Source organism: Sphingobium rhizovicinum (assembly GCF_042647625.1).
In the GTDB taxonomy this organism is placed as follows: domain Bacteria; phylum Pseudomonadota; class Alphaproteobacteria; order Sphingomonadales; family Sphingomonadaceae; genus Sphingobium; species Sphingobium rhizovicinum.
Window position 1 is genome coordinate 3,084,527 of the sequence record NZ_JBHRVU010000004.1, and the last position, 17,026, is coordinate 3,101,552.

Below are 17,026 nucleotides of genomic sequence, written 5' to 3' on the forward strand. Positions count from 1 at the left end.
CCATCCGATGGTCGCGGCTGGCGCGTCCTGCGCTGGCCCATCGTCAGCCGAAGGGGGAAATGGTGAGCGTCATTGGCACCAACAGTCCGGCATTGCGGGCGCAGCGCGCCGCCGAAGCCGCCAGCAAGGCGCAGGCGCAGGCCGCCGAGCGCCTGTCGACCGGCAAGCGGATCAACAGCGCCAAGGACGATGCTGCGGGCCTGGCCATCGCAAGCAGCATGACCAGCCAGTTGCGCGGCCTGGAAACGGCCAAGCGCAACATCGCCGACGGCATATCGCTGGTGCAGACGGCGGACGGATTTCTGGCGGAGATTTCCAACAGCCTCCAGCGGATGCGGGAACTGGCGCTTCAGGCGGCCAACGGCGTCAACAACCCGTCCGACCGCGCCGCGATGCAGGCGGAAATAGACCAGACCGTCGCTCATATCGACGACATGCTCCAGAACGCCGCCTTCAATGGACGGTCGCTCTTTTCCAACACGACCAATGGCGTCGCAGCACACGACTATAACAAGGACACCGACTTTCAGGACAATGTCTGGATCAATGGCAGCTGGCGTGACGAAAGCCACAGCGCAGGATCGACGGAGGTGAGAATACAGGCCGGCGCCAATGCCGGCGACGTGGTGGCGATCGACATTCCCGCATTGCGCAGCAACAGCGACAATTTCAGTCTGCTCGGCACGGATATGAACATCGCGGGCTTCACCCGCTTTGTCGGCATCGGCAATATCGACCTGACCCTGGACCAGAATGTCGGCGCGCCCCGCCAGATCGAGATCGAAAATGGACAGGAGGTCTGGCGCGATGCGCCCGGCCACATCGCCTATACCGATTCAGACTATAAATCCTACGCCTCGATCGGCGTGACGGCGCTGGATTCGCTGGCGGTGATTGATGCCGCGCTGGACCAGATCAACGGGGTGCGGGTTACGCTGGGCGCGTCGCAGCGCCGGCTGGAATCGATCAGCGAGCAGACCGACAGCAGCATCGTCAACCTGACGGATGCGCGATCGCGGATCGAGGATGCCGATTTTTCAGCCGAAACGACGGCCCTCGCCAAGCAGCAGATATTGAACCAGGCCGCCACCGCTATGCTGGCGCAGGCCAATGCGCGGCAACAGGACATACTCAAGCTGATCGAATGATCGAGCGACACGATCAGATGGAGCGGCAGACATGACCGTGCGCGACTTCATTTCCCTGCTACAGATCGGCAAGCTGACGACCGCCGGCCGTCAGGGCCTGTGCCTGGTGCGGTCGATGAGCAGCGAGCAGGCGATCGTACGGACCAGCCTTTCGCTGACGATCGGGGAGACCGTGCAACTGGGGTTGCGCAACGGCCATGACCTGCGCGCGATCGTTAGCGAAGTCGATGGCGAACGCGTCGTCCTGCAACTGGCCCACCCCGTTTCTCTGCCGTTGCTCACGCATCCGCATCGCCGCGGCCTGAACGGACCGGAATCGGTGCGCTTGGCAACCGACTGCCCGGTGCTGATCGCCATGGATGGACAGACATGGCGCACCCGCATGCTCGACATTTCCTTGTTCGGCATGAAGATCGCCGACGATCGCGGGCTTTGTCAGGGCCGGGAAATCTGCGTGCATGTCGACGGCCTCGCCCGCCGCGACGCGCAGATACGCTGGTGCGCCGATGGGCAGGCCGGCCTGCGCCTTGCATTTGGCCTTGGCTATGAGTTGCTGGACGCTTGGCTGCGCCGCTGACGCCGCGCGGGAGGGACGATAAAGTTGCAAATATCTGTCGCAGGCACGTTGACCAGAGGCAGGCAAATGTGGCAATCGGCCTGCGCACCACCCAGAACGGCGCCTACAGCGCGTTAAAACTGGTGGCTGCCGATGAGGCTAAGTCGTTGAAAAGCGGGTATAGCTCAATGGTAGAGCACTAGCCTTCCAAGCTTGTGATGCGGGTTCGATCCCCGCTACCCGCTCCAGACTTTCCCCTCATCCCAATTTGGCCGGCGGCCCTGAACTGCCCCGTTCGATCAGCGTGAACTGAAATTCCAGGGCTTCAACCGGGCCGGTCGCCAGCGCCTCTATCACGGTGCGCCCCATATCCTCCAGCGGCTGGCGCACAGTGGTCAAAGGCGGCCATGATGTGAGGCTGGCGGTCGTGTCGTCAAATCCCGTCACCGACAGGTCTTCGGGCACCCGCAGCCCGATGCGGTGCGCCAATGTCAGCACCCCCAGCGCCATTTCATCATTGGTGGCGAAGACGGCGCTGGGCGGACTGTCCAGGGCCAGCAAGGCTTCGCCCGCTTCGATGCCGGATGCGAAGTCGAACCGCCCCGGCACAAACAGCGTTTCATCCACGGCAATGCCGGCATCGGCCAACGCTTCACGAAACCCCTCAACCCGGCGCAGCGCGGCATGGTGGGTCGCGGGCGGCGTGATGACGCCGATGCGGCGATGACCCAGGCCAATCAAATGATCGGCCATCATCCGCCCGGCGGCCTGTTCGGGCGTACGGATGGTGAAGCTGGGCGCTTCCATCGACCCGGCAATGCGCGCGCAGGGCAGTTTCATGTCCGCCAGTCGGGCCAGCAGCCCCGCATCATCCGACAAGGGCGGCACCAGCAGCACGCCATCCGGGCGCAGCGCCGCAACCAGTCGCTCCAGCACCTCAAACCGTTCTTCACCGCCCGGCGAGATCGGTTCGACCACCAGATGATAGCCCAGTTCCCGACAGCGCCAGGCCGCGCCGATCTGGATCCGGCTGACATAGCCGGGCGCGGGATTATTGTAGAGGAAGGCGATCATGAAGGAGCGACCGCCCGCCAGTCGCCGCGCCGACTGATTGGGCCGATAGCCCAGTTCGTCGATCGCCGCCTGCACCCGATCGCGCAACTGCGGGCTGACATTCGTCGCTTTGTTGACGACGCGCGAGACCGTCTTGATCGATACCTTGGCCAGGGCGGCGACGTCATGGATGCTCGTCATGAGGAATAGGCTCGAAAAGCTGTAAAAAGCCTGTCATGCGCAGTTTGCGCCGCTCTTGGCAAGATGCCGCCCCCGCTTCTATGATGCGCCAATGACCAACGTCATCAATCTGCGTCAGGCCCGCAAGGCGAAGCAGCGCGCCGACAAGGTGCGCGAAGCGGACGCCAATCGCGCCAAGTTCGGCCGCACCAAGGCCCAGAGACTGGCCGACACAATGGAAGACAAGCGGAATGTCGCAAAGCTGGATGGAGCCTATCGCGAAGACAGGCGCAACATCGATGATGAATAGATTTTCATAGCCCCAGCTTTCATAAATATAGCGTTCATCGAAAATCATGAACGGACGTTCATTAACATCGCAACATCCATGAATCGGCACATTTCATCGCGATTTCCAATCTGATCATGCGATCAATCCTGCGTTTCGAAGGTTGATCCTTTGCTATGACGCAAGATATTCGCTCTACCCGCCCCGCCAGGGCCGCGATTGCCGCTGTTCTGGCATTGACTGCAACGCCGCTGCTTGCCCAGACTGTCGTCGTGCCGCCGGCCGTGGCGCCAGCGCCGATCCCAGCACCGGCCGACGTTGCGCCGCCTCCGACTACTTCTGCGCCGGATGCCTCCCCCAATTTCGCCCCCAGCCAGCCGGTCGTGCAGGCGACGCCGCCGGTCGAGGAACGGATTGCCGCGGCCACGGCCGCTGCCGAAGCGGAACAGGCCCGCGCCGCAGAACGCCCGCGCGCCGCCCCTGCGCAGGCGCGCAACCGGGTAGCAACAGCGACTGAACGAAAGCCCGCCCCGTCTCCGGCACCGATCGCCGCGACCGAGGCGCCCGCCGCTGCCGCGCGAAACATGCAGACGTCGCCGGTTGCGCCGGTCGTCACCCAAAGCCAGCCGGCTGCGCCCTCGGTTGCAGCGCCAGTGACAGAGCCTGCCGCAGCCACGCCGCAGACTGACGAAGCCCTGTTGTGGGCCATGGGCGGCGGCGCGTTGCTGTTGCTGGGTCTGGGCGGAACTGCACTGATGCGTCGTCGCCGCCGTGATGACGCGGTGATGGCCGATCCGCAGATCGTCGCGGCACCGGCCACCACGACCGCACCTGTCTACGCGTCCGCCGATCGCATGGATGCCGCCCCCCAGCGCCCGGCACTGACGCCCGCCACGCCGTTGGCCGCTTCCCCTGCGTCGCTGGAAGCGATGGTTGCGGCGCCGCCCAGCGCCGACAACCCCTTCACCACGCGGACCAAGCGCATGCGCCGCGCCAGGTTCCTGATGGCGCAGCAGGCTGCCGCCCATGCGCCGGCTCCTGCACCGCAGACCATGGATGCGGAGCCGATCACGGCCCCCGCACCCGACCGCAGCCAGACCGTTTACCGCTTCGGTGCGGAACGCCGCCATCGGGGCTTCATGAAGCCGGCCAGCGACTGATCAGTCGATCCGTCACGAAGGCAGGGCCGGGCGTTCCAGCGCCCGGCCTTTTGCATGTCCGGTTGCGCTTTGGCGGCTTGCCTGATACCGGGCGCGCGCACCAATATCGCGTCCTTCCTGCACGAAAAGAGTCGCCTGCCCATGTCCGACAAGATCAATCGCATCGTCCTCGCCTTTTCCGGTGGTCTCGATACCAGCGTGATCCTGAAATGGTTGCAGCAGACCTATCAGTGCGAAGTCGTCACCTTCACCGCCGATCTGGGTCAGGGCGAAGAGCTGGAGCCGGCCCGCGCCAAGGCCCGCCTGATGGGCGTCAAGGAAGAGCATATCTTCATCGACGACCTGCGCGAAGAATTTGTGAAGGACTATGTCTTCCCGATGATGCGCTCCAACGCGCTCTATGAAGGCCTGTACCTGCTCGGCACGTCGATCGCCCGCCCGCTGATCGCCAAGCGCCAGATCGAGATCGCCAGACAAGTCGGCGCCGACGCCGTGTCGCATGGCGCGACCGGCAAGGGTAATGACCAAGTCCGCTTCGAACTGGGCTATTATGGCCTGGCCCCCGACATCAAAGTGATCGCGCCCTGGCGCGAATGGGATCTGGCCAGCCGCACCAAGCTGATCGAATTTGCCGAAAAGCATCAGATTCCGATCCCGCGCGACAAGCGTGGCGAAAGCCCCTTCTCGACCGACGCGAACATGCTGCACACCTCGTCGGAAGGTAAGGTTCTGGAAGATCCGTGGGAAGAAACCCCGGACTATGTCTATTCGCGCACGGTGAACCCGGAAGACGCGCCCGACGCGCCGGAATATATCACCATCGATTTCGAGCGTGGCGATGGCGTGGCGATCAACGGCGTCGGCATGTCGCCCGCGACGCTGCTGGAAACGCTCAATGACTATGGTCGCAAGCATGGCATCGGTCGCCTCGATCTGGTCGAAAACCGCTTCGTCGGCATGAAGTCGCGCGGCATGTATGAAACGCCGGGCGGCACTATCTATCACCTCGCCCATCGCGGCATTGAGCAGCTGACGCTCGACCGTGGCGCGGCGCATCTGAAGGATGAGCTGGCGCCCAAATATGCCGAGCTGATCTATAACGGCTTCTGGTTCTCGCCGGAGCGCGAGATGCTCCAGGCCGCGATCGACTACAGCCAGGAAAAGGCGACGGGCACCGTTCGCCTGAAGCTGTATAAGGGCGGCGTCTATGTCGTGGGCCGCAAGTCGCCTTACTCGCTCTACAGCGAGAAGGTCGTGACGTTCGAAGACGATGCCGGCGCCTATGACCAGCGCGACGCGGCGGGCTTCATCAAGCTCAACGCGCTGCGTTTGCGTCTTCTCGGTCGCCGCGACCGATAAAATCTCCATGCCGCCCGTTACAGTTTGCGACAAACAAACGGGCGGCGTGACATAGATGCGGGACAAACTGCTTCCATAAGCGTCTTCAAGGACGGCGGCATCGTCGTTCAGGAAGACATTGGAAGGAAACTGGACATGCTCCGCAAATTTTTCACCACCGTCGCGGTCGGATCGCTGTTTGTCGGCGGCCTTGCGGCAACCCATGTCGTCTATGCCCAGCCGGGCGCCGAAGGCGGCCCGCGTGGCGGCATGATGGCGATGGCTGACGCCAACAAGGACGGCAAGATCAGCAAGGCGGAACTGACCGCCGCGCTGGACACCCGCTTTGCGAAGATGGACATCGACCATGACGGCCAGCTGACGCAGAAGGATCGCGACCTCAAGCGCCAGCAGCGCCTGGACGACCGCTTCACCGCGCTCGACACCGATAAAAATGGCCAGATCAGCAAGGCGGAATTTGCGGCCGGCCATCAGGCCCGCGCCGACAAGCGCGACGAAGCCGGCAAGCCGGACGGGCGCGGTTGGGGCAAGGGACGCCATCGCGGTCCCGGTCGCGGCATGATGCGTGGCGGCCCGGGCTTTGGTGACGCAAACAAGGATGGCGCCATCACCAAGGCCGAGTTCATGGCCGGCCCGCTGGCGATGTTCGACAAGGCCGACGCCAACAAGGACGGGTTCGTCACGGCCGACGAGATGAAGGCGGCGCGCCCGCAGATGCGCGGCCCCATGGGCAAGCGCGGCCCGGGCCATAACGCCCCGCCGCCCCCGCCAGCCGACTGAACCGATGGGCGGCGGATGGTGCAGGGCGTTCCCCTCCCCTGACCTGCGCTGACCCGCCGCCTGCCCCCGGAAGGGCGAAGCATTGCCCCCTTATCGCCTTCGCCCTTCCAACCTTTTGAAACCCATGACAGACAGGCAAGATGAGCGACCGTCCCCATCTCCTGCTCGTCGATGACGAGCGTTCGATCCGCGAACCGCTGGCGCAATATCTGTCGCGCAACGGATTTCGCGTTACCGCCGTCGAAAATGCGGCCGAAGCGCGGCTGCGCCTGAACGCCAATGCGATCGACCTGGTCATCCTGGACATCATGATGCCCGGTGAGGATGGCCTGTCTTTGTGCCGCCATATCCGCGAGACGAGCGAGATTCCCGTCATCCTGCTGACCGCAAAATCCGAAGAGACGGACCGCATCGTCGGGCTGGAAATGGGGGCGGACGATTATGTCCTCAAACCCTTTTCGCCGCGCGAACTGGTCGCCCGGATCAAGGTGATCTTTCGCCGCGTCGCCACCGGCGGCCAGCGCGTCACCGCGCCCGACGGGGCCAGCTATGCCTTTGCCGGCTGGCTACTGAAAGCGCAGGAGCGGACTTTGGTGGACAGCGAGGGCGTGTCGCTGCCGCTGTCGACCGCGGAATATAATCTGATGCTGGCCTTTGCCACGCGCCCCAATCAGGTTTTGAGCCGCGACCAGTTGCTCGACATCACGCAGGGGCGGGAAGCGAACGCCTTCGACCGGGCGATCGACAACCAGATCAGCCGCCTGCGCAAGAAGATCGAACCGGACCCCAAGAACCCGACACTGATCAAGACCGTGTGGGGCGGCGGATACACATTGTCGGCCGAGGTACGCAAACTGTGAAAAAGCTGCGCCTCTGGCCGCAAAGTCTGGTCGGTCAGATCATCCTGCTGGTGGCGATCGGCCTGTTCGTGGCGCAGGCGATCAATTTCGCCCTGCTGCTGCGCGAGCGCAATCGGGTGGAGCTGACCGGACAGACGGCGCCCGCCGTCTATCGCGTCATCAACGCGCTGGACGCCCGGCCCGATCGCGGACCGGACCGGGGCAATGAAGAGCGTGACCGGGACGGCGGCGACCGGCGCAACATCCGCTTCTCCACAACCCGGCCGGTGCTGGACGGCAAGGCGCGGCCTGACGTCGAATCGCGGGCACAGGCCATGTTCGAGGATATTGGGTTGACCGTCCATTCGGTCATGGCGGTCGAAGACAGCCGCATCATGCCGCTGCGCCGGTGGGAAAGGATTCGCAGCCGCGCCACCGGCGAAATGCCGCGCGACCACCGGGTCGGACGGCTGCGGCTGGCGGTCGAATATGAGCCGGGCAAATGGGTGACGGCCGAAGCGCGCACCGGCAGTCGCCCGGCGCGCTTTGGCGGCTGGCTGATCGGGCAGACGCTGATCCTCTACATCATCGTGCTGGCGCCGTTGCTGTGGGTCGGCCGCCGGATGGCCCGCCCGATGAAGCAGCTAACCGGATCGGCCCAGCAATTCGCCAGAACCGGCGCGGCCGATCCGGTGGATGAACGCGGTCCCGGCGACGTGCGCGACCTGACCATGGCGTTCAACGCGATGCGCGCCCGCATCATCGCCATGCTGGATGAGAAAGACCGGATGCTGGGCGCGATCGGCCATGATCTGCGCACGCCGCTCGCATCGCTGCGCGTGCGCACCGAATCGGTGGAGGATGAAGGCGAGCGCGCCCGCATGTCCGAAACGATCGACGAGATGAACCGGATGCTGGAGGATATTCTCTCGCTCGCCCGCGCCGGGCGCAGCACGGAAAGCCCGCAGAAGGTGGATCTTGCCGCGCTGGCGGATGCGGTGGTGGAGGACTTCATCGAGCTGGGATCGCCGGTGGACATGGCCGACAGCGACCGCGCCGTCGCCTTCGTGCGGCCGCAGCAGATCCGCCGGGCGGTGCGCAACCTCATTGAAAACGCCATCGTCTATGGCGAGCGGGCGCATGTGTCGGTGAGCCATGACGCGGGCATGATCCGCATTGCGGTGGCCGATGACGGGCCGGGCATTGCCGAAGACCGCATGGCCGAGATGCTGGAGCCGTTCACGCGGCTGGAAGGATCGCGCAACCGGGAGACGGGCGGCGCGGGGCTGGGGCTGGCGCTGGTGCGGGCGATCATGGCCGAACATCAGGGCGAATTGCGGCTGAGCAACCGGCCTGAGGGCGGGCTGGAGGCGAGCCTGGTGCTGCCGGGCTGAAACCGCGAAGGGGACGCGACAGCCGAAGTTCACAGTGTTGCAGGCCCATTTGCGCGCCATGCGACAGGAAGGCGACAGCGACGCGGCAGTGCTGCGCCATCGACGCGACAATAAGGCGACATGGGCGCATCATCGGCGCGACAGGTCTGCTCCGCCGACGCGACGGGTATCTCAAACAATGGGCGTCATGCGGACGGTTGGCTGACAGGGGAGCGCCTTTCCGTGGCGGTCGGAAGGCAGGTGGGATGCCGCCGGGCTGGGCCTGCCGATGGCTCCGGCATGATGAGAGAAGCGGGGCTGCTGACGAGGATGAAGCGACGAGAGAAGCGCGGAGTGCGTGTATTTTTGTCGCCCTTGATGAGAGCAAGGCAGCGAAACGCATCAACAATGAAAAGAGCTGGGAATGCCATCGCAAATTGCGGGGCTGTAGGCCAGCAAGTGGTGGCGCAGTTTCGACCATCGGCGAAAATTCTCTAGCTTCTCGCATATAGCCAATGAGAGTCAGGCCATAGCCGCGTGCGGGCATGTAGGACAGGTGCATGCCGGGTCAGGCACGGCACGCAGCAAGGATGATGACGGCTGACGGCCTCTATCTGTCACCCCGGACTTGATCCGGGGGGCCGCTTTCTGTTTGGTGTTTACAGCGAAAAGCGGGATGCCGGGTCAAGCCCGGCATGACGAAAGAGAGACGGCAGCTAACGGCCAAAATCTTCCGTGCGGGGGTTAACCAATAGCCGTCACCCCAGCGAAGGCTGGGGTCGCAGGAGATCACGCGCGACCGGGCCTGAGATCCCAGCCTTCGCTGGGATGACGGTTAAGACCGACCATTTTTAGTCATAAAACCAGATTTTCGGCTTCGCCGATTGCGGACATTCCTGTCAGGTGCATAATGCCAATATGACTTCTGCGCGTCCTAATCTAATAGCTATGCTTGAACTGGTTGCTGACGGCGGAGACGTTACTGCGCATGAACTCGATAAAGCGATACCCGACCCGTTAGTCCTTGATGAGCGGGAAAAGGCTGCATGGGAGGAACTCAGTCACTGGGCCGATGACGATGACATCCGCGCCAAGGATACCAAATATGCCGCATCCAAGCGCGAATGGATGCGAGGACATCTATCGACATTGCGAGATATTGACTGGCATCCACAGCCACCATCATCTCATCAGCGGATCAAGGTAGGCATTTGGCTTGCTTTGTTTCTGTTTAGTGGAGCAAGCTATCAACTCGGCTGGGGTATCTTCGGCGGATATGACAAGCAGGTGTCTGTTGCGCTGTTGTTTATCGGGCTTTGGATAATGCTGCCCATGCTTGGTTCACTCAAACGACACTGACGCTCGCTGGGCGGTCATGTCGGCAAATTATCCCACGCTGCCCATAACGGACTGTCCGCAATCCACCCTAAATATCATTATTCCCCGGCATCTCCCGGATAGCGGCGTGCGCCTGTTGGATGGTTCGGGATGGCGATGGGAGGCGGGCGGCTTCCCTCTTTCGGCCTTTACCCACAAAGAAAAAGGGGCCGCTCTTTCGAGCAGCCCCTGCATCCTCTCCCCTTTTAACAGGGATGATTCCTAGGTCGTTCAGTCGGCCTTCGACTGGAGGTTCACCGCAGCGTACTTGCCGCGACGATCGACTTCCAGTTCGAAGTCCAGGCGGTCGCCTTCGTTGAGGGCGCCCATGCCAGCGCGTTCGACGGCGCTGATGTGAACGAAAGCGTCCGGCTGGCCGTCATCGCGCTGAATGAAGCCGAAGCCCTTCATCGCGTTGAAGAACTTCACCGTGCCGCTGGAGCGTTCGCCGGTCAGCTGACGCTGCGGACCACGATCGCCACCGCCGAAGCCGCCACGATCGCCGCCGAAACCACCGGCGCGGGGCTCGCGCGGTTCGCGCGGGGCGCGTTCGGTAACGGGAAGCGGTTCGCCTTCGATCACCAGATCGGTCGCCGACACCTTGCCGCCGCGATCGACCAGCGTGAAGCCCAGCTGCTGACCTTCGGCCAGACCGGTCAGGCCGGCCTGTTCAACGGCGCTGATGTGCACGAAAACGTCTTCGCCGCCGTCATCACGAACGATGAAGCCGAAACCCTTCTGGCCGTTGAAGAACTTAACAACGCCCTTGCCTTCGCCGACGACCTGGGCAGGCATGCCGCGGCCACCGCCGCCACCGCCGCCGAAACCACCGCCGCCGAAGCCGCGACCACCGCCGCCACCACCGAAGCCGCCGCGATCACCGCCGCCGAAACCTCCACGATCGCCGCCGAAGCCGCCGCCACCGCCGAAGCGATCACCGCCGCCGAAGCCGCCGCCGAAACCGCCGCGGCTGCCCGAATCGTAGAAATTGTCGTCGCCGAAACCGTCGCGCTTGTCCTTGCCGCGCCCGCCGCGGCGACCTCTATCAAAACTCATGCCCTGTTAGTCACTTTCGCTTCGCCCCAAGACCAATCGGACAAACATGTCGGGCGAATGACATGCAGAATCCACCGCACACGCGGATTTGGGACTCACTATATCAACTTTTCAGGGCAGCGCGAATGATTTTCACTGTTGCGATCATGATCCGTTCTTTTGCCGTCACAATGCAGCCTATTCCCACGTTTCGCCGCACTATGCCTTCGGTTTGGCGCAACATCCCGTCCGCGCAAAGGCTTGATTGCGGAGCGGCCGCTTTCGCCATAAGGGGAAAGCATGACCGTGCATTTCCATGAAGAAGATCTGCCCGCGGGCGTGCTTGCCCCCGGCCCGATCGCCATCGACACCGAAACCATGGGCCTCATCACCCCGCGCGACCGCCTGTGCGTCGTCCAGATCAGCGACGGCAAGGGTGACGAGCATCTGGTGCGGTTCAACCCCGGCAGCGATTATGCCGCGCCCAATCTGCGCGCCGTGCTGGCCGACCCGGAGCGGTTGAAGCTCTATCATTTCGGGCGGTTCGATATTGCCGCGATCAAACATTATCTGGGCGTCGTGGCGGCCCCCGTCTATTGCACCAAGATCGCGTCGCGCCTGATCCGCACCTATACCGATCGCCATGGGCTGAAAGAACTGGTGCGTGAATTGCTGGGCCAGGACATCAGCAAGCAGCAGCAGTCGAGCGACTGGGGCGGCCCGGTCCTGTCGGACGCGCAGAAGGATTATGCCGCGTCGGACGTGCGCTACCTCCATGCGCTGAAGGCCGAACTGGACAAGCGGCTGATCCGCGAAGGCCGCATGGAGCTGGCGCAAGCCTGTTTCGATTTCCTGCCGCACCGGGCCGAACTGGACCTGGCGGGCTGGCCGGAAATCGACATTTTCGCGCATATGTAAGGGAGACAGGGCGACCGTGTCCGTCCAGGCCGATCAGCAACGCAATGTGCGCCGCCACTGGGCGCGGCCGGGCGGCAGCCATGACCGACTGGTCGCGCTGCTGAAAAACTGGCTGCCGGTGGCGGTCGGCGTGCTGGCGGCCTTGCTGGCGACGGCGCCCTTCACCAGCGGCGACAAGGTCAGCTTCCTGCTCGACAAGAACAAGGTCGATGTGGCGCGCGAACGCATGCGCGTGACCGAAGCGCTGTATCGGGGCGAGGACAGCAAGGGCCAGCCCTTCTCGCTGCGGGCGGGTTCCGCCGTGCAGAAAAGCTCGCGCGAGCCGATCGTGGACCTGAACAGCATGTCGGCGCGCATATTGCTGACCGATGGTCCGGCCGTGCTGACCGCGCAAAAGGGCCGGTACGACATGGAAACCGAGCGGGTCGGCATCGACGGCCCGGTGCAGTTCGAGGCGGCCGGCGGTTATCGCCTGACCACGCGCGACGTGGGCGTGGACCTCAAGACCCGGCGGATGAAGAGCGCGGGCCGGGTCGACGGGCGCATTCCCATCGGCACCTTCAGCGGCGACCATCTGGAAGCCGACATGGCGGCGCGCACGGTGACGCTCAACGGCCGGGCAAGCTTGCGTATCGAACAAAATGGCCTCAAAGGGCAAAAGTGATGAACCGCTCCCTGATCCTGTTGTCGATCGGCCTTCTTGGCTCGGCCGGCGTGATGATGGCCGGCGCTGGCGCGCAGGTGTTCAAGAATCATGACAGCAACGCCCCGGTCAATTTCACCGCCGACCGCATCGAGGTGCAGGATCGCGCCGACCGGGTGCTGGTATCCGGCAATGTCGAGGTGACGCAGGCCGGCATGACGCTGAACGCCGCGCGCATGACCGTGGCGTACAAGAATCAGCCCGGCGGCGGCACCGGAACCGACGGCATCCAGATCGACCGGATCGACGCTTCGGGCAATGTCGTGGTGCGCAAGGCCGACCAGACGGCGCGCGGCAATGTCGCCATTTACGACCTGAACGCCAAGCTGATCACCATGCTGGGCAATGTCGCGCTGACGCAGGGCAGCAATCGCCTGACCGGCGGGCGGCTGGTGATGGACCTCAACAGCGGGCGATCGACCGTGGATGGCCGCTCTGCCGGCGGCGTGCCGGGTGCGGCGACCAGCCCCAGCGGCCGCGTGTCGGGCACCTTCACCGTGCCCCAGCGCAAAAATTAAAAGCGTTACGGGCGGGCGTCCCAGCGCAGCAGCGCCACACGCCCCGCATCGTCCACGGCCAGTTCGCCGAACGCGCCGGTGCGCAATTTGAGCGCGCCCAGCGGCACCCCCGCCGCAATCAGGGCGAAGCGCGCCGCGCCATTGCTGGTGACGAGCAGGTCCGCCCCCTCCCCTTCCTGCGCGAAGAAAGCGCGCCAGGCGGCGATGCGGGCGTCGGCGTCGACGATCCAGCCATTGGGCGGAATCGCGCGTTCATCCCAGTCGGCGAGCGCCTGCGCGCCGATCCGGGCCAGCACATCGGCTTCGGGGCGGCCTTCATCGGGACCATGATCGATTTCGCCAAGCCAGTCGGCAGTCTCGCCCGGGGCATGGCCGATGGCGGCGGCGATGGCATCGGCCGTCTGGCGCGCGCGCAGCAGCGGGCTGGAAAGCAGGCGGCGGACCGGCAGCGCCTGCGCCGCGAACCAGTCGCCCAGCCGCCGCGCCTGATCATGGCCGCTGTCGACCAGAGGAATGTCGGTGCGGGCGCCGACCCGGCACGCCTGCGCGCTGCTGGCGAAGGTGTTGCCGTGGCGGATGATGAAGAGGCGGCGCATCAGAGCGCGGGAACGGGATCGCCATATTGGGCGATCAGCGCCTCGACCCGGACAATATCCGCCTCCGTATCGATGCCGCTGCTGTCGAACAGGGGCGGATCGACCGGGACGGTCATGACGGGAATGCCCAGTTCCAGCAGGCGCAACTGCTCCAGCCCCTCCAGATTTTCCAGCGCGGTGGGCGAACATGCCTCGAACCGGCGCAGCGCATCGAGCGCATAGCCATAGAGGCCGACATGACGCCAGACGGGCGAGCGCGGCTGATCGGCGCGCAACCGCTCTTCGTTGCGGATGGCGGGGATGATCGTCTTGGAAAACCAGAGCGCATGGCCGTCGGGCGCGCGGGCGCAGGTGGTGCCGCTGAACGGGGAGCGGGTCTTGTGATCGCGCAGCGCGTCGAGCGCGGGCCAGTCGAGCGCGATGACGGGGGTCGCGACCTGCGCGCCCGCCTCCAGCGCGGCGATGACGGCGGCGAGCGCGCCTTCGGGCTGGAAGGGCGAATCGCCCTGAAGATTGACGACGAAGCGCGGCGGCGCGGACTGGGCGAGCGCGGCGGCGAGCGCGCGGCCCGATCCGGTGGCGATGGCGCTGTCGGTCATCACCGCATCGCAGCCGGCGGCGCGGGCATGATCGGCAATCTCCCGATCATCGGTGGCGACGACCAGCGCCACGTCAGCGCGGCCGCCAATCGCGGCGCGCGCCATCGCGATCGTCCGATGCAGCAGCGTGCGCCCGGCGATCAGGCGCAGCGGCTTGCGCGGCAGGCGGGTCGATCCGGCGCGCGCGGGAATGACGACGAGAAGGGTCAGGCGACCCCGGCGTGCAACAGGTCGTGCATATGCACCGCGCCCACCAGTCGGGCATTTTCGCAGACGAAGAGCAGCATGATGTTCCGCTCATGCATCAGGTGCAGCGCTTCGGAAGCCAGTTCGTCCGGCGCGACCGCGAGCGGCGTCTGGGTCATGAAGCGGCCGACCGCTTCGGTCAGATTCTGCTTGCCGGTGACGGTGCGGCGCAGGTCGCCATCGGTAAAGGCGCCGATCAGCCGGTTGTTGCGATCGACGATCGCCGTACCGCCCAGACGGGCGCGGGTCATTTCGATGGTGGCGTCGAGCAGCGAGGCATCTTCCCGCACGATCGGCACATCCTGCCCCGTCGCCATGAGTTCGCGCACCTTGATCAGTTGCGCGCCCAGACGGCCATTGGGATGGAATTTGTGGAAGTCGTCGGCAGAAAAGCCGCGCATCTCCATCAGCGCAATGGCGAGCGCGTCGCCAAAGGCCATCTGCACCGTCGTCGAGGTGGTGGGCGCCAGCGAGTTGGGGCAGGCTTCCTCCACTTCAGGCATCAGCACGCAATAGTCAGCGGCGGCGGCCACCGTGCTTTGCGGCTGCGCGGTCATGGCGACCAGCGGGATGGCGAAGCGCTTGCAATAATGGATGATCGGGCCAAGCTCGGTCGATTCGCCCGAATGAGACAGCATCAGCACGACATCGTCGGGCGTGATCATGCCCAGATCGCCATGGCCTGCATCAGCCGGATGGAGGAAGATGGCTGGCGTGCCGGTGGAGGTGAGCGTTGCCGTCATCTTGCGCGCGACGATGCCGCTCTTGCCGATGCCGGTCACGATCACGCGGCCGCGCACCTTCATGATGACGCCGATCACGCGCAGGAAGGTCGCCGCAAAGTCGCGATCGGAAAATTTCGCTTCCAGGGCGTTCAGCCCGAAAGCAGCAATCGACAGACTTCTGCAAGCGCTCTCAACGATGCGCCCGCCCGAGCCGAATGGGACGATCTTCGAAGCTGGTGTCGACACGCGTTTGCCCTTTTTTCCGCTTGCCCAGGCCGGATATTCCAGCCCAGCCAGCGGCGACGAACCATCGTGTTCGATGTGTCGTCTTTTCCTCGTTCCGCGACCCCTAGCCAGTTTCTCAACCGGCATGGGAAGATGGCTTACGCCGTTTCAGGCACTTATGGCAATCCATTTTGCAGGTGCGAAAGAAATTTTGAAATGTCGCCCGGTCGGTGAAATCATGCACATCGCGGGATACATAAGATGAAACGATCATTTACAGCGATGAATTGCGGAACCACTCCGCGCTTCGTGCGTGCAATGCGTCATATTTCAGCGCCCGTCATGATAGGCGCGATACCAGTTCACGAATCGCGGCACACCCGACTCGATTCCGGTCTTCGGCGCATAGCCAATGTCCTGGGCGATGGCGCTGATGTCGGCATAGGTGGCGTGGACGTCGCCGGGCTGCATCGGCTGGAAATCGATCTGCGCCTTCACGCCGATCGCCTCCTCCAGCACCGCGATCAGGTGCATCAGTTCTTCCGGACGGTTATTGCCGATATTGTAGAGGCGATGGGGCGCGCGGCTTCCCCCCGCCTTGGCTGCCCCGTCATCAGCCGGGGGATGATCCAGACAGGCCAGAACGCCGCCCACAATATCATCGATATAGGTGAAGTCGCGCTGCATCCGGCCATGGTTGAAAACCGGGATCGGCTCGCCCGCCAATATCTTCGCCGTGAAAATCCACATCGCCATGTCGGGCCGGCCCCAGGGGCCATAGACGGTGAAGAAACGCAGTCCGGTCATGGGGATACGATACAGATGGGCGTAGGTTTCGCTCATCAGCTCGTCAGCGCGCTTGGTCGCGGCATAGAGCGAGACGGGATGATCGGTCCGGTCCTCGACCCGGAAGGGCAGCGTGTCGTTGCCGCCATAAACCGACGAGGACGAGGCGTAGACGAAGTGGCGCACCCGCCGTTCCCGCGCCAGTTCCAGCATGTTGACATGCCCTGTCAGATTGGAGCGGACATAGGCGTGCGGATTGATGAGCGAATAGCGCACGCCCGCCTGCGCGCCCAGATGCACGATCGCCTCGATCACCTGATCGCCCAGCGCGGCATGCACCGCATCCATATCGGCAAAGTCGAGTTCGTGGAACGTGAACAGCCGGCCATGGGCGGCCTGCAACCGAGCGATCCGGTCGCGCTTGAGCGCCACCGAATAATAATCGTTCAGATTGTCGATGCCGACGACGGCGTGCCCCTGCGCCAGCAACTGGTCGGCGACATGCATGCCGATGAACCCGGCGACGCCGGTGATCAGGATCGTCATGCCACTCTACTCCTT

The 17,026-nt window shown here is 64.1% G+C and carries 18 protein-coding genes and 1 tRNA gene; 13 read left to right on the forward strand and 6 right to left on the reverse strand.

Going from position 1 to position 17,026, the window contains the following annotated elements:
- Window positions 1–59: 59 nt before the first annotated feature.
- From ACFOKF_RS16165 to ACFOKF_RS16175, 3 genes are all read left to right on the forward strand, one after another.
- Window positions 60–1,148, forward strand: a complete 1,089-nt coding sequence (locus ACFOKF_RS16165) for a flagellin N-terminal helical domain-containing protein (protein WP_449325393.1) — start codon at window positions 60–62, stop codon at window positions 1,146–1,148.
- 31 nt (window positions 1,149–1,179) lie between these two features.
- Window positions 1,180–1,725 (forward strand): PilZ domain-containing protein, encoded by a 546-nt coding sequence (locus tag ACFOKF_RS16170; protein WP_380796933.1) that lies wholly within the window; start codon window positions 1,180–1,182, stop codon window positions 1,723–1,725.
- A gap of 153 nt (window positions 1,726–1,878) precedes the next feature.
- Window positions 1,879–1,952: transfer RNA gene (locus tag ACFOKF_RS16175), tRNA-Gly, on the forward strand.
- A gap of 10 nt (window positions 1,953–1,962) precedes the next feature.
- Here the strand turns inward: ACFOKF_RS16175 and ACFOKF_RS16180 are convergent.
- Window positions 1,963–2,958, reverse strand: coding sequence for a LacI family DNA-binding transcriptional regulator (locus ACFOKF_RS16180; protein ID WP_380796935.1), 996 nt, complete (start codon window positions 2,956–2,958; stop codon window positions 1,963–1,965).
- A gap of 91 nt (window positions 2,959–3,049) precedes the next feature.
- Here ACFOKF_RS16180 and ACFOKF_RS16185 point away from each other — a divergent pair, with 91 nt between their 5' ends.
- The 7 genes from ACFOKF_RS16185 (at window position 3,050) to ACFOKF_RS16215 (ending at window position 10,096) form a co-directional block, all read left to right on the forward strand.
- Entirely contained in the window at window positions 3,050–3,247 is a 198-nt protein-coding gene (locus tag ACFOKF_RS16185) for a DUF4169 family protein (protein ID WP_380796937.1), read from the forward strand.
- A gap of 155 nt (window positions 3,248–3,402) precedes the next feature.
- Window positions 3,403–4,386, forward strand: a complete 984-nt coding sequence (locus ACFOKF_RS16190; protein ID WP_380796938.1) for a hypothetical protein — start codon at window positions 3,403–3,405, stop codon at window positions 4,384–4,386.
- A gap of 141 nt (window positions 4,387–4,527) precedes the next feature.
- Window positions 4,528–5,745, forward strand: coding sequence for an argininosuccinate synthase (locus ACFOKF_RS16195; protein WP_380796941.1), 1,218 nt, complete (start codon window positions 4,528–4,530; stop codon window positions 5,743–5,745).
- 135 nt (window positions 5,746–5,880) lie between these two features.
- The gene (locus ACFOKF_RS16200; RefSeq protein ID WP_380796943.1) at window positions 5,881–6,525 is read left to right on the forward strand and encodes an EF-hand domain-containing protein; all 645 of its coding nucleotides are present in this window, start codon (window positions 5,881–5,883) and stop codon (window positions 6,523–6,525) included.
- A gap of 140 nt (window positions 6,526–6,665) precedes the next feature.
- On the forward strand, window positions 6,666–7,385 hold the full coding sequence (locus ACFOKF_RS16205; RefSeq protein ID WP_380796944.1) for a response regulator: 720 nt from the start codon (window positions 6,666–6,668) through the stop codon (window positions 7,383–7,385).
- Window positions 7,382–8,758, forward strand: a complete 1,377-nt coding sequence (locus tag ACFOKF_RS16210; protein WP_380796945.1) for an ATP-binding protein — start codon at window positions 7,382–7,384, stop codon at window positions 8,756–8,758. Before ACFOKF_RS16205 ends, ACFOKF_RS16210 begins: the two co-directional genes overlap by 4 nt.
- A gap of 897 nt (window positions 8,759–9,655) precedes the next feature.
- Window positions 9,656–10,096 (forward strand): hypothetical protein, encoded by a 441-nt coding sequence (locus ACFOKF_RS16215; protein ID WP_380796947.1) that lies wholly within the window; start codon window positions 9,656–9,658, stop codon window positions 10,094–10,096.
- Window positions 10,097–10,345: 249 nt separating this feature from the next.
- Here the strand turns inward: ACFOKF_RS16215 and ACFOKF_RS16220 are convergent, their stop codons facing one another.
- Complete coding sequence (locus tag ACFOKF_RS16220; protein ID WP_380796949.1) at window positions 10,346–11,170, reverse strand: cold-shock protein; 825 nt, start codon at window positions 11,168–11,170, stop codon at window positions 10,346–10,348.
- Between the two features lie 279 nt (window positions 11,171–11,449).
- Between ACFOKF_RS16220 and ACFOKF_RS16225 the strand changes: the two genes are divergently transcribed.
- The 3 genes from ACFOKF_RS16225 to ACFOKF_RS16235 are packed head-to-tail and all read left to right on the forward strand — an operon-like array spanning window position 11,450 to window position 13,288.
- Entirely contained in the window at window positions 11,450–12,067 is a 618-nt protein-coding gene (locus tag ACFOKF_RS16225) for a ribonuclease D (protein WP_298400981.1), read from the forward strand.
- 16 nt (window positions 12,068–12,083) lie between these two features.
- Window positions 12,084–12,731: an LPS export ABC transporter periplasmic protein LptC gene (locus ACFOKF_RS16230; protein WP_298400983.1), complete on the forward strand. Its 648-nt coding sequence runs from the start codon at window positions 12,084–12,086 to the stop codon at window positions 12,729–12,731.
- Window positions 12,731–13,288, forward strand: a complete 558-nt coding sequence (locus ACFOKF_RS16235) for an LptA/OstA family protein (protein WP_380796951.1) — start codon at window positions 12,731–12,733, stop codon at window positions 13,286–13,288. The genes ACFOKF_RS16230 and ACFOKF_RS16235 overlap by 1 nt, the downstream gene beginning before the upstream one ends.
- A gap of 5 nt (window positions 13,289–13,293) precedes the next feature.
- On the opposite strand, the gene ACFOKF_RS16240 is transcribed toward ACFOKF_RS16235, so the two are convergent.
- The 4 genes from ACFOKF_RS16240 to ACFOKF_RS16255 form a co-directional block, all read right to left on the reverse strand.
- A complete protein-coding gene (locus tag ACFOKF_RS16240) occupies window positions 13,294–13,884 on the reverse strand; it encodes a histidine phosphatase family protein (protein ID WP_380796952.1) in 591 nt (196 codons plus the stop codon).
- Window positions 13,884–14,693: a 3-deoxy-manno-octulosonate cytidylyltransferase gene (kdsB, locus tag ACFOKF_RS16245; protein ID WP_380797840.1), complete on the reverse strand. Its 810-nt coding sequence runs from the start codon at window positions 14,691–14,693 to the stop codon at window positions 13,884–13,886. Before kdsB ends, ACFOKF_RS16240 begins: the two co-directional genes overlap by 1 nt.
- Window positions 14,690–15,700: a KpsF/GutQ family sugar-phosphate isomerase gene (locus ACFOKF_RS16250; protein ID WP_380796954.1), complete on the reverse strand. Its 1,011-nt coding sequence runs from the start codon at window positions 15,698–15,700 to the stop codon at window positions 14,690–14,692. Before ACFOKF_RS16250 ends, kdsB begins: the two co-directional genes overlap by 4 nt.
- A 309-nt stretch (window positions 15,701–16,009) precedes the next feature.
- Window positions 16,010–17,011 carry an NAD-dependent epimerase/dehydratase family protein gene (locus tag ACFOKF_RS16255; protein ID WP_380796955.1) on the reverse strand — a complete coding sequence of 334 codons (1,002 nt, stop codon included), beginning with the start codon at window positions 17,009–17,011 and terminating at the stop codon, window positions 16,010–16,012.
- Window positions 17,012–17,026: the final 15 nt, after the last annotated feature.

Coding starts and splice junctions, on each gene's coding strand:
- ACFOKF_RS16220 (WP_380796949.1), bottom strand. CDS start 11,170: ATGAGTTTTGATAGAGGTCGCCGCGGCGGGCGCGGCAAGGACAAGCGC.
- ACFOKF_RS16235 (WP_380796951.1), top strand. CDS start 12,731: ATGAACCGCTCCCTGATCCTGTTGTCGATCGGCCTTCTTGGCTCGGCC.
- ACFOKF_RS16200 (WP_380796943.1), top strand. CDS start 5,881: ATGCTCCGCAAATTTTTCACCACCGTCGCGGTCGGATCGCTGTTTGTC.
- ACFOKF_RS16205 (WP_380796944.1), top strand. CDS start 6,666: ATGAGCGACCGTCCCCATCTCCTGCTCGTCGATGACGAGCGTTCGATC.
- ACFOKF_RS16240 (WP_380796952.1), bottom strand. CDS start 13,884: ATGCGCCGCCTCTTCATCATCCGCCACGGCAACACCTTCGCCAGCAGC.
- ACFOKF_RS16195 (WP_380796941.1), top strand. CDS start 4,528: ATGTCCGACAAGATCAATCGCATCGTCCTCGCCTTTTCCGGTGGTCTC.
- ACFOKF_RS16165 (WP_449325393.1), top strand. CDS start 60: ATGGTGAGCGTCATTGGCACCAACAGTCCGGCATTGCGGGCGCAGCGC.
- ACFOKF_RS16170 (WP_380796933.1), top strand. CDS start 1,180: ATGACCGTGCGCGACTTCATTTCCCTGCTACAGATCGGCAAGCTGACG.
- ACFOKF_RS16255 (WP_380796955.1), bottom strand. CDS start 17,011: ATGACGATCCTGATCACCGGCGTCGCCGGGTTCATCGGCATGCATGTC.
- ACFOKF_RS16215 (WP_380796947.1), top strand. CDS start 9,656: ATGACTTCTGCGCGTCCTAATCTAATAGCTATGCTTGAACTGGTTGCT.
- ACFOKF_RS16180 (WP_380796935.1), bottom strand. CDS start 2,958: ATGACGAGCATCCATGACGTCGCCGCCCTGGCCAAGGTATCGATCAAG.
- ACFOKF_RS16190 (WP_380796938.1), top strand. CDS start 3,403: ATGACGCAAGATATTCGCTCTACCCGCCCCGCCAGGGCCGCGATTGCC.
- ACFOKF_RS16225 (WP_298400981.1), top strand. CDS start 11,450: ATGACCGTGCATTTCCATGAAGAAGATCTGCCCGCGGGCGTGCTTGCC.
- ACFOKF_RS16185 (WP_380796937.1), top strand. CDS start 3,050: ATGACCAACGTCATCAATCTGCGTCAGGCCCGCAAGGCGAAGCAGCGC.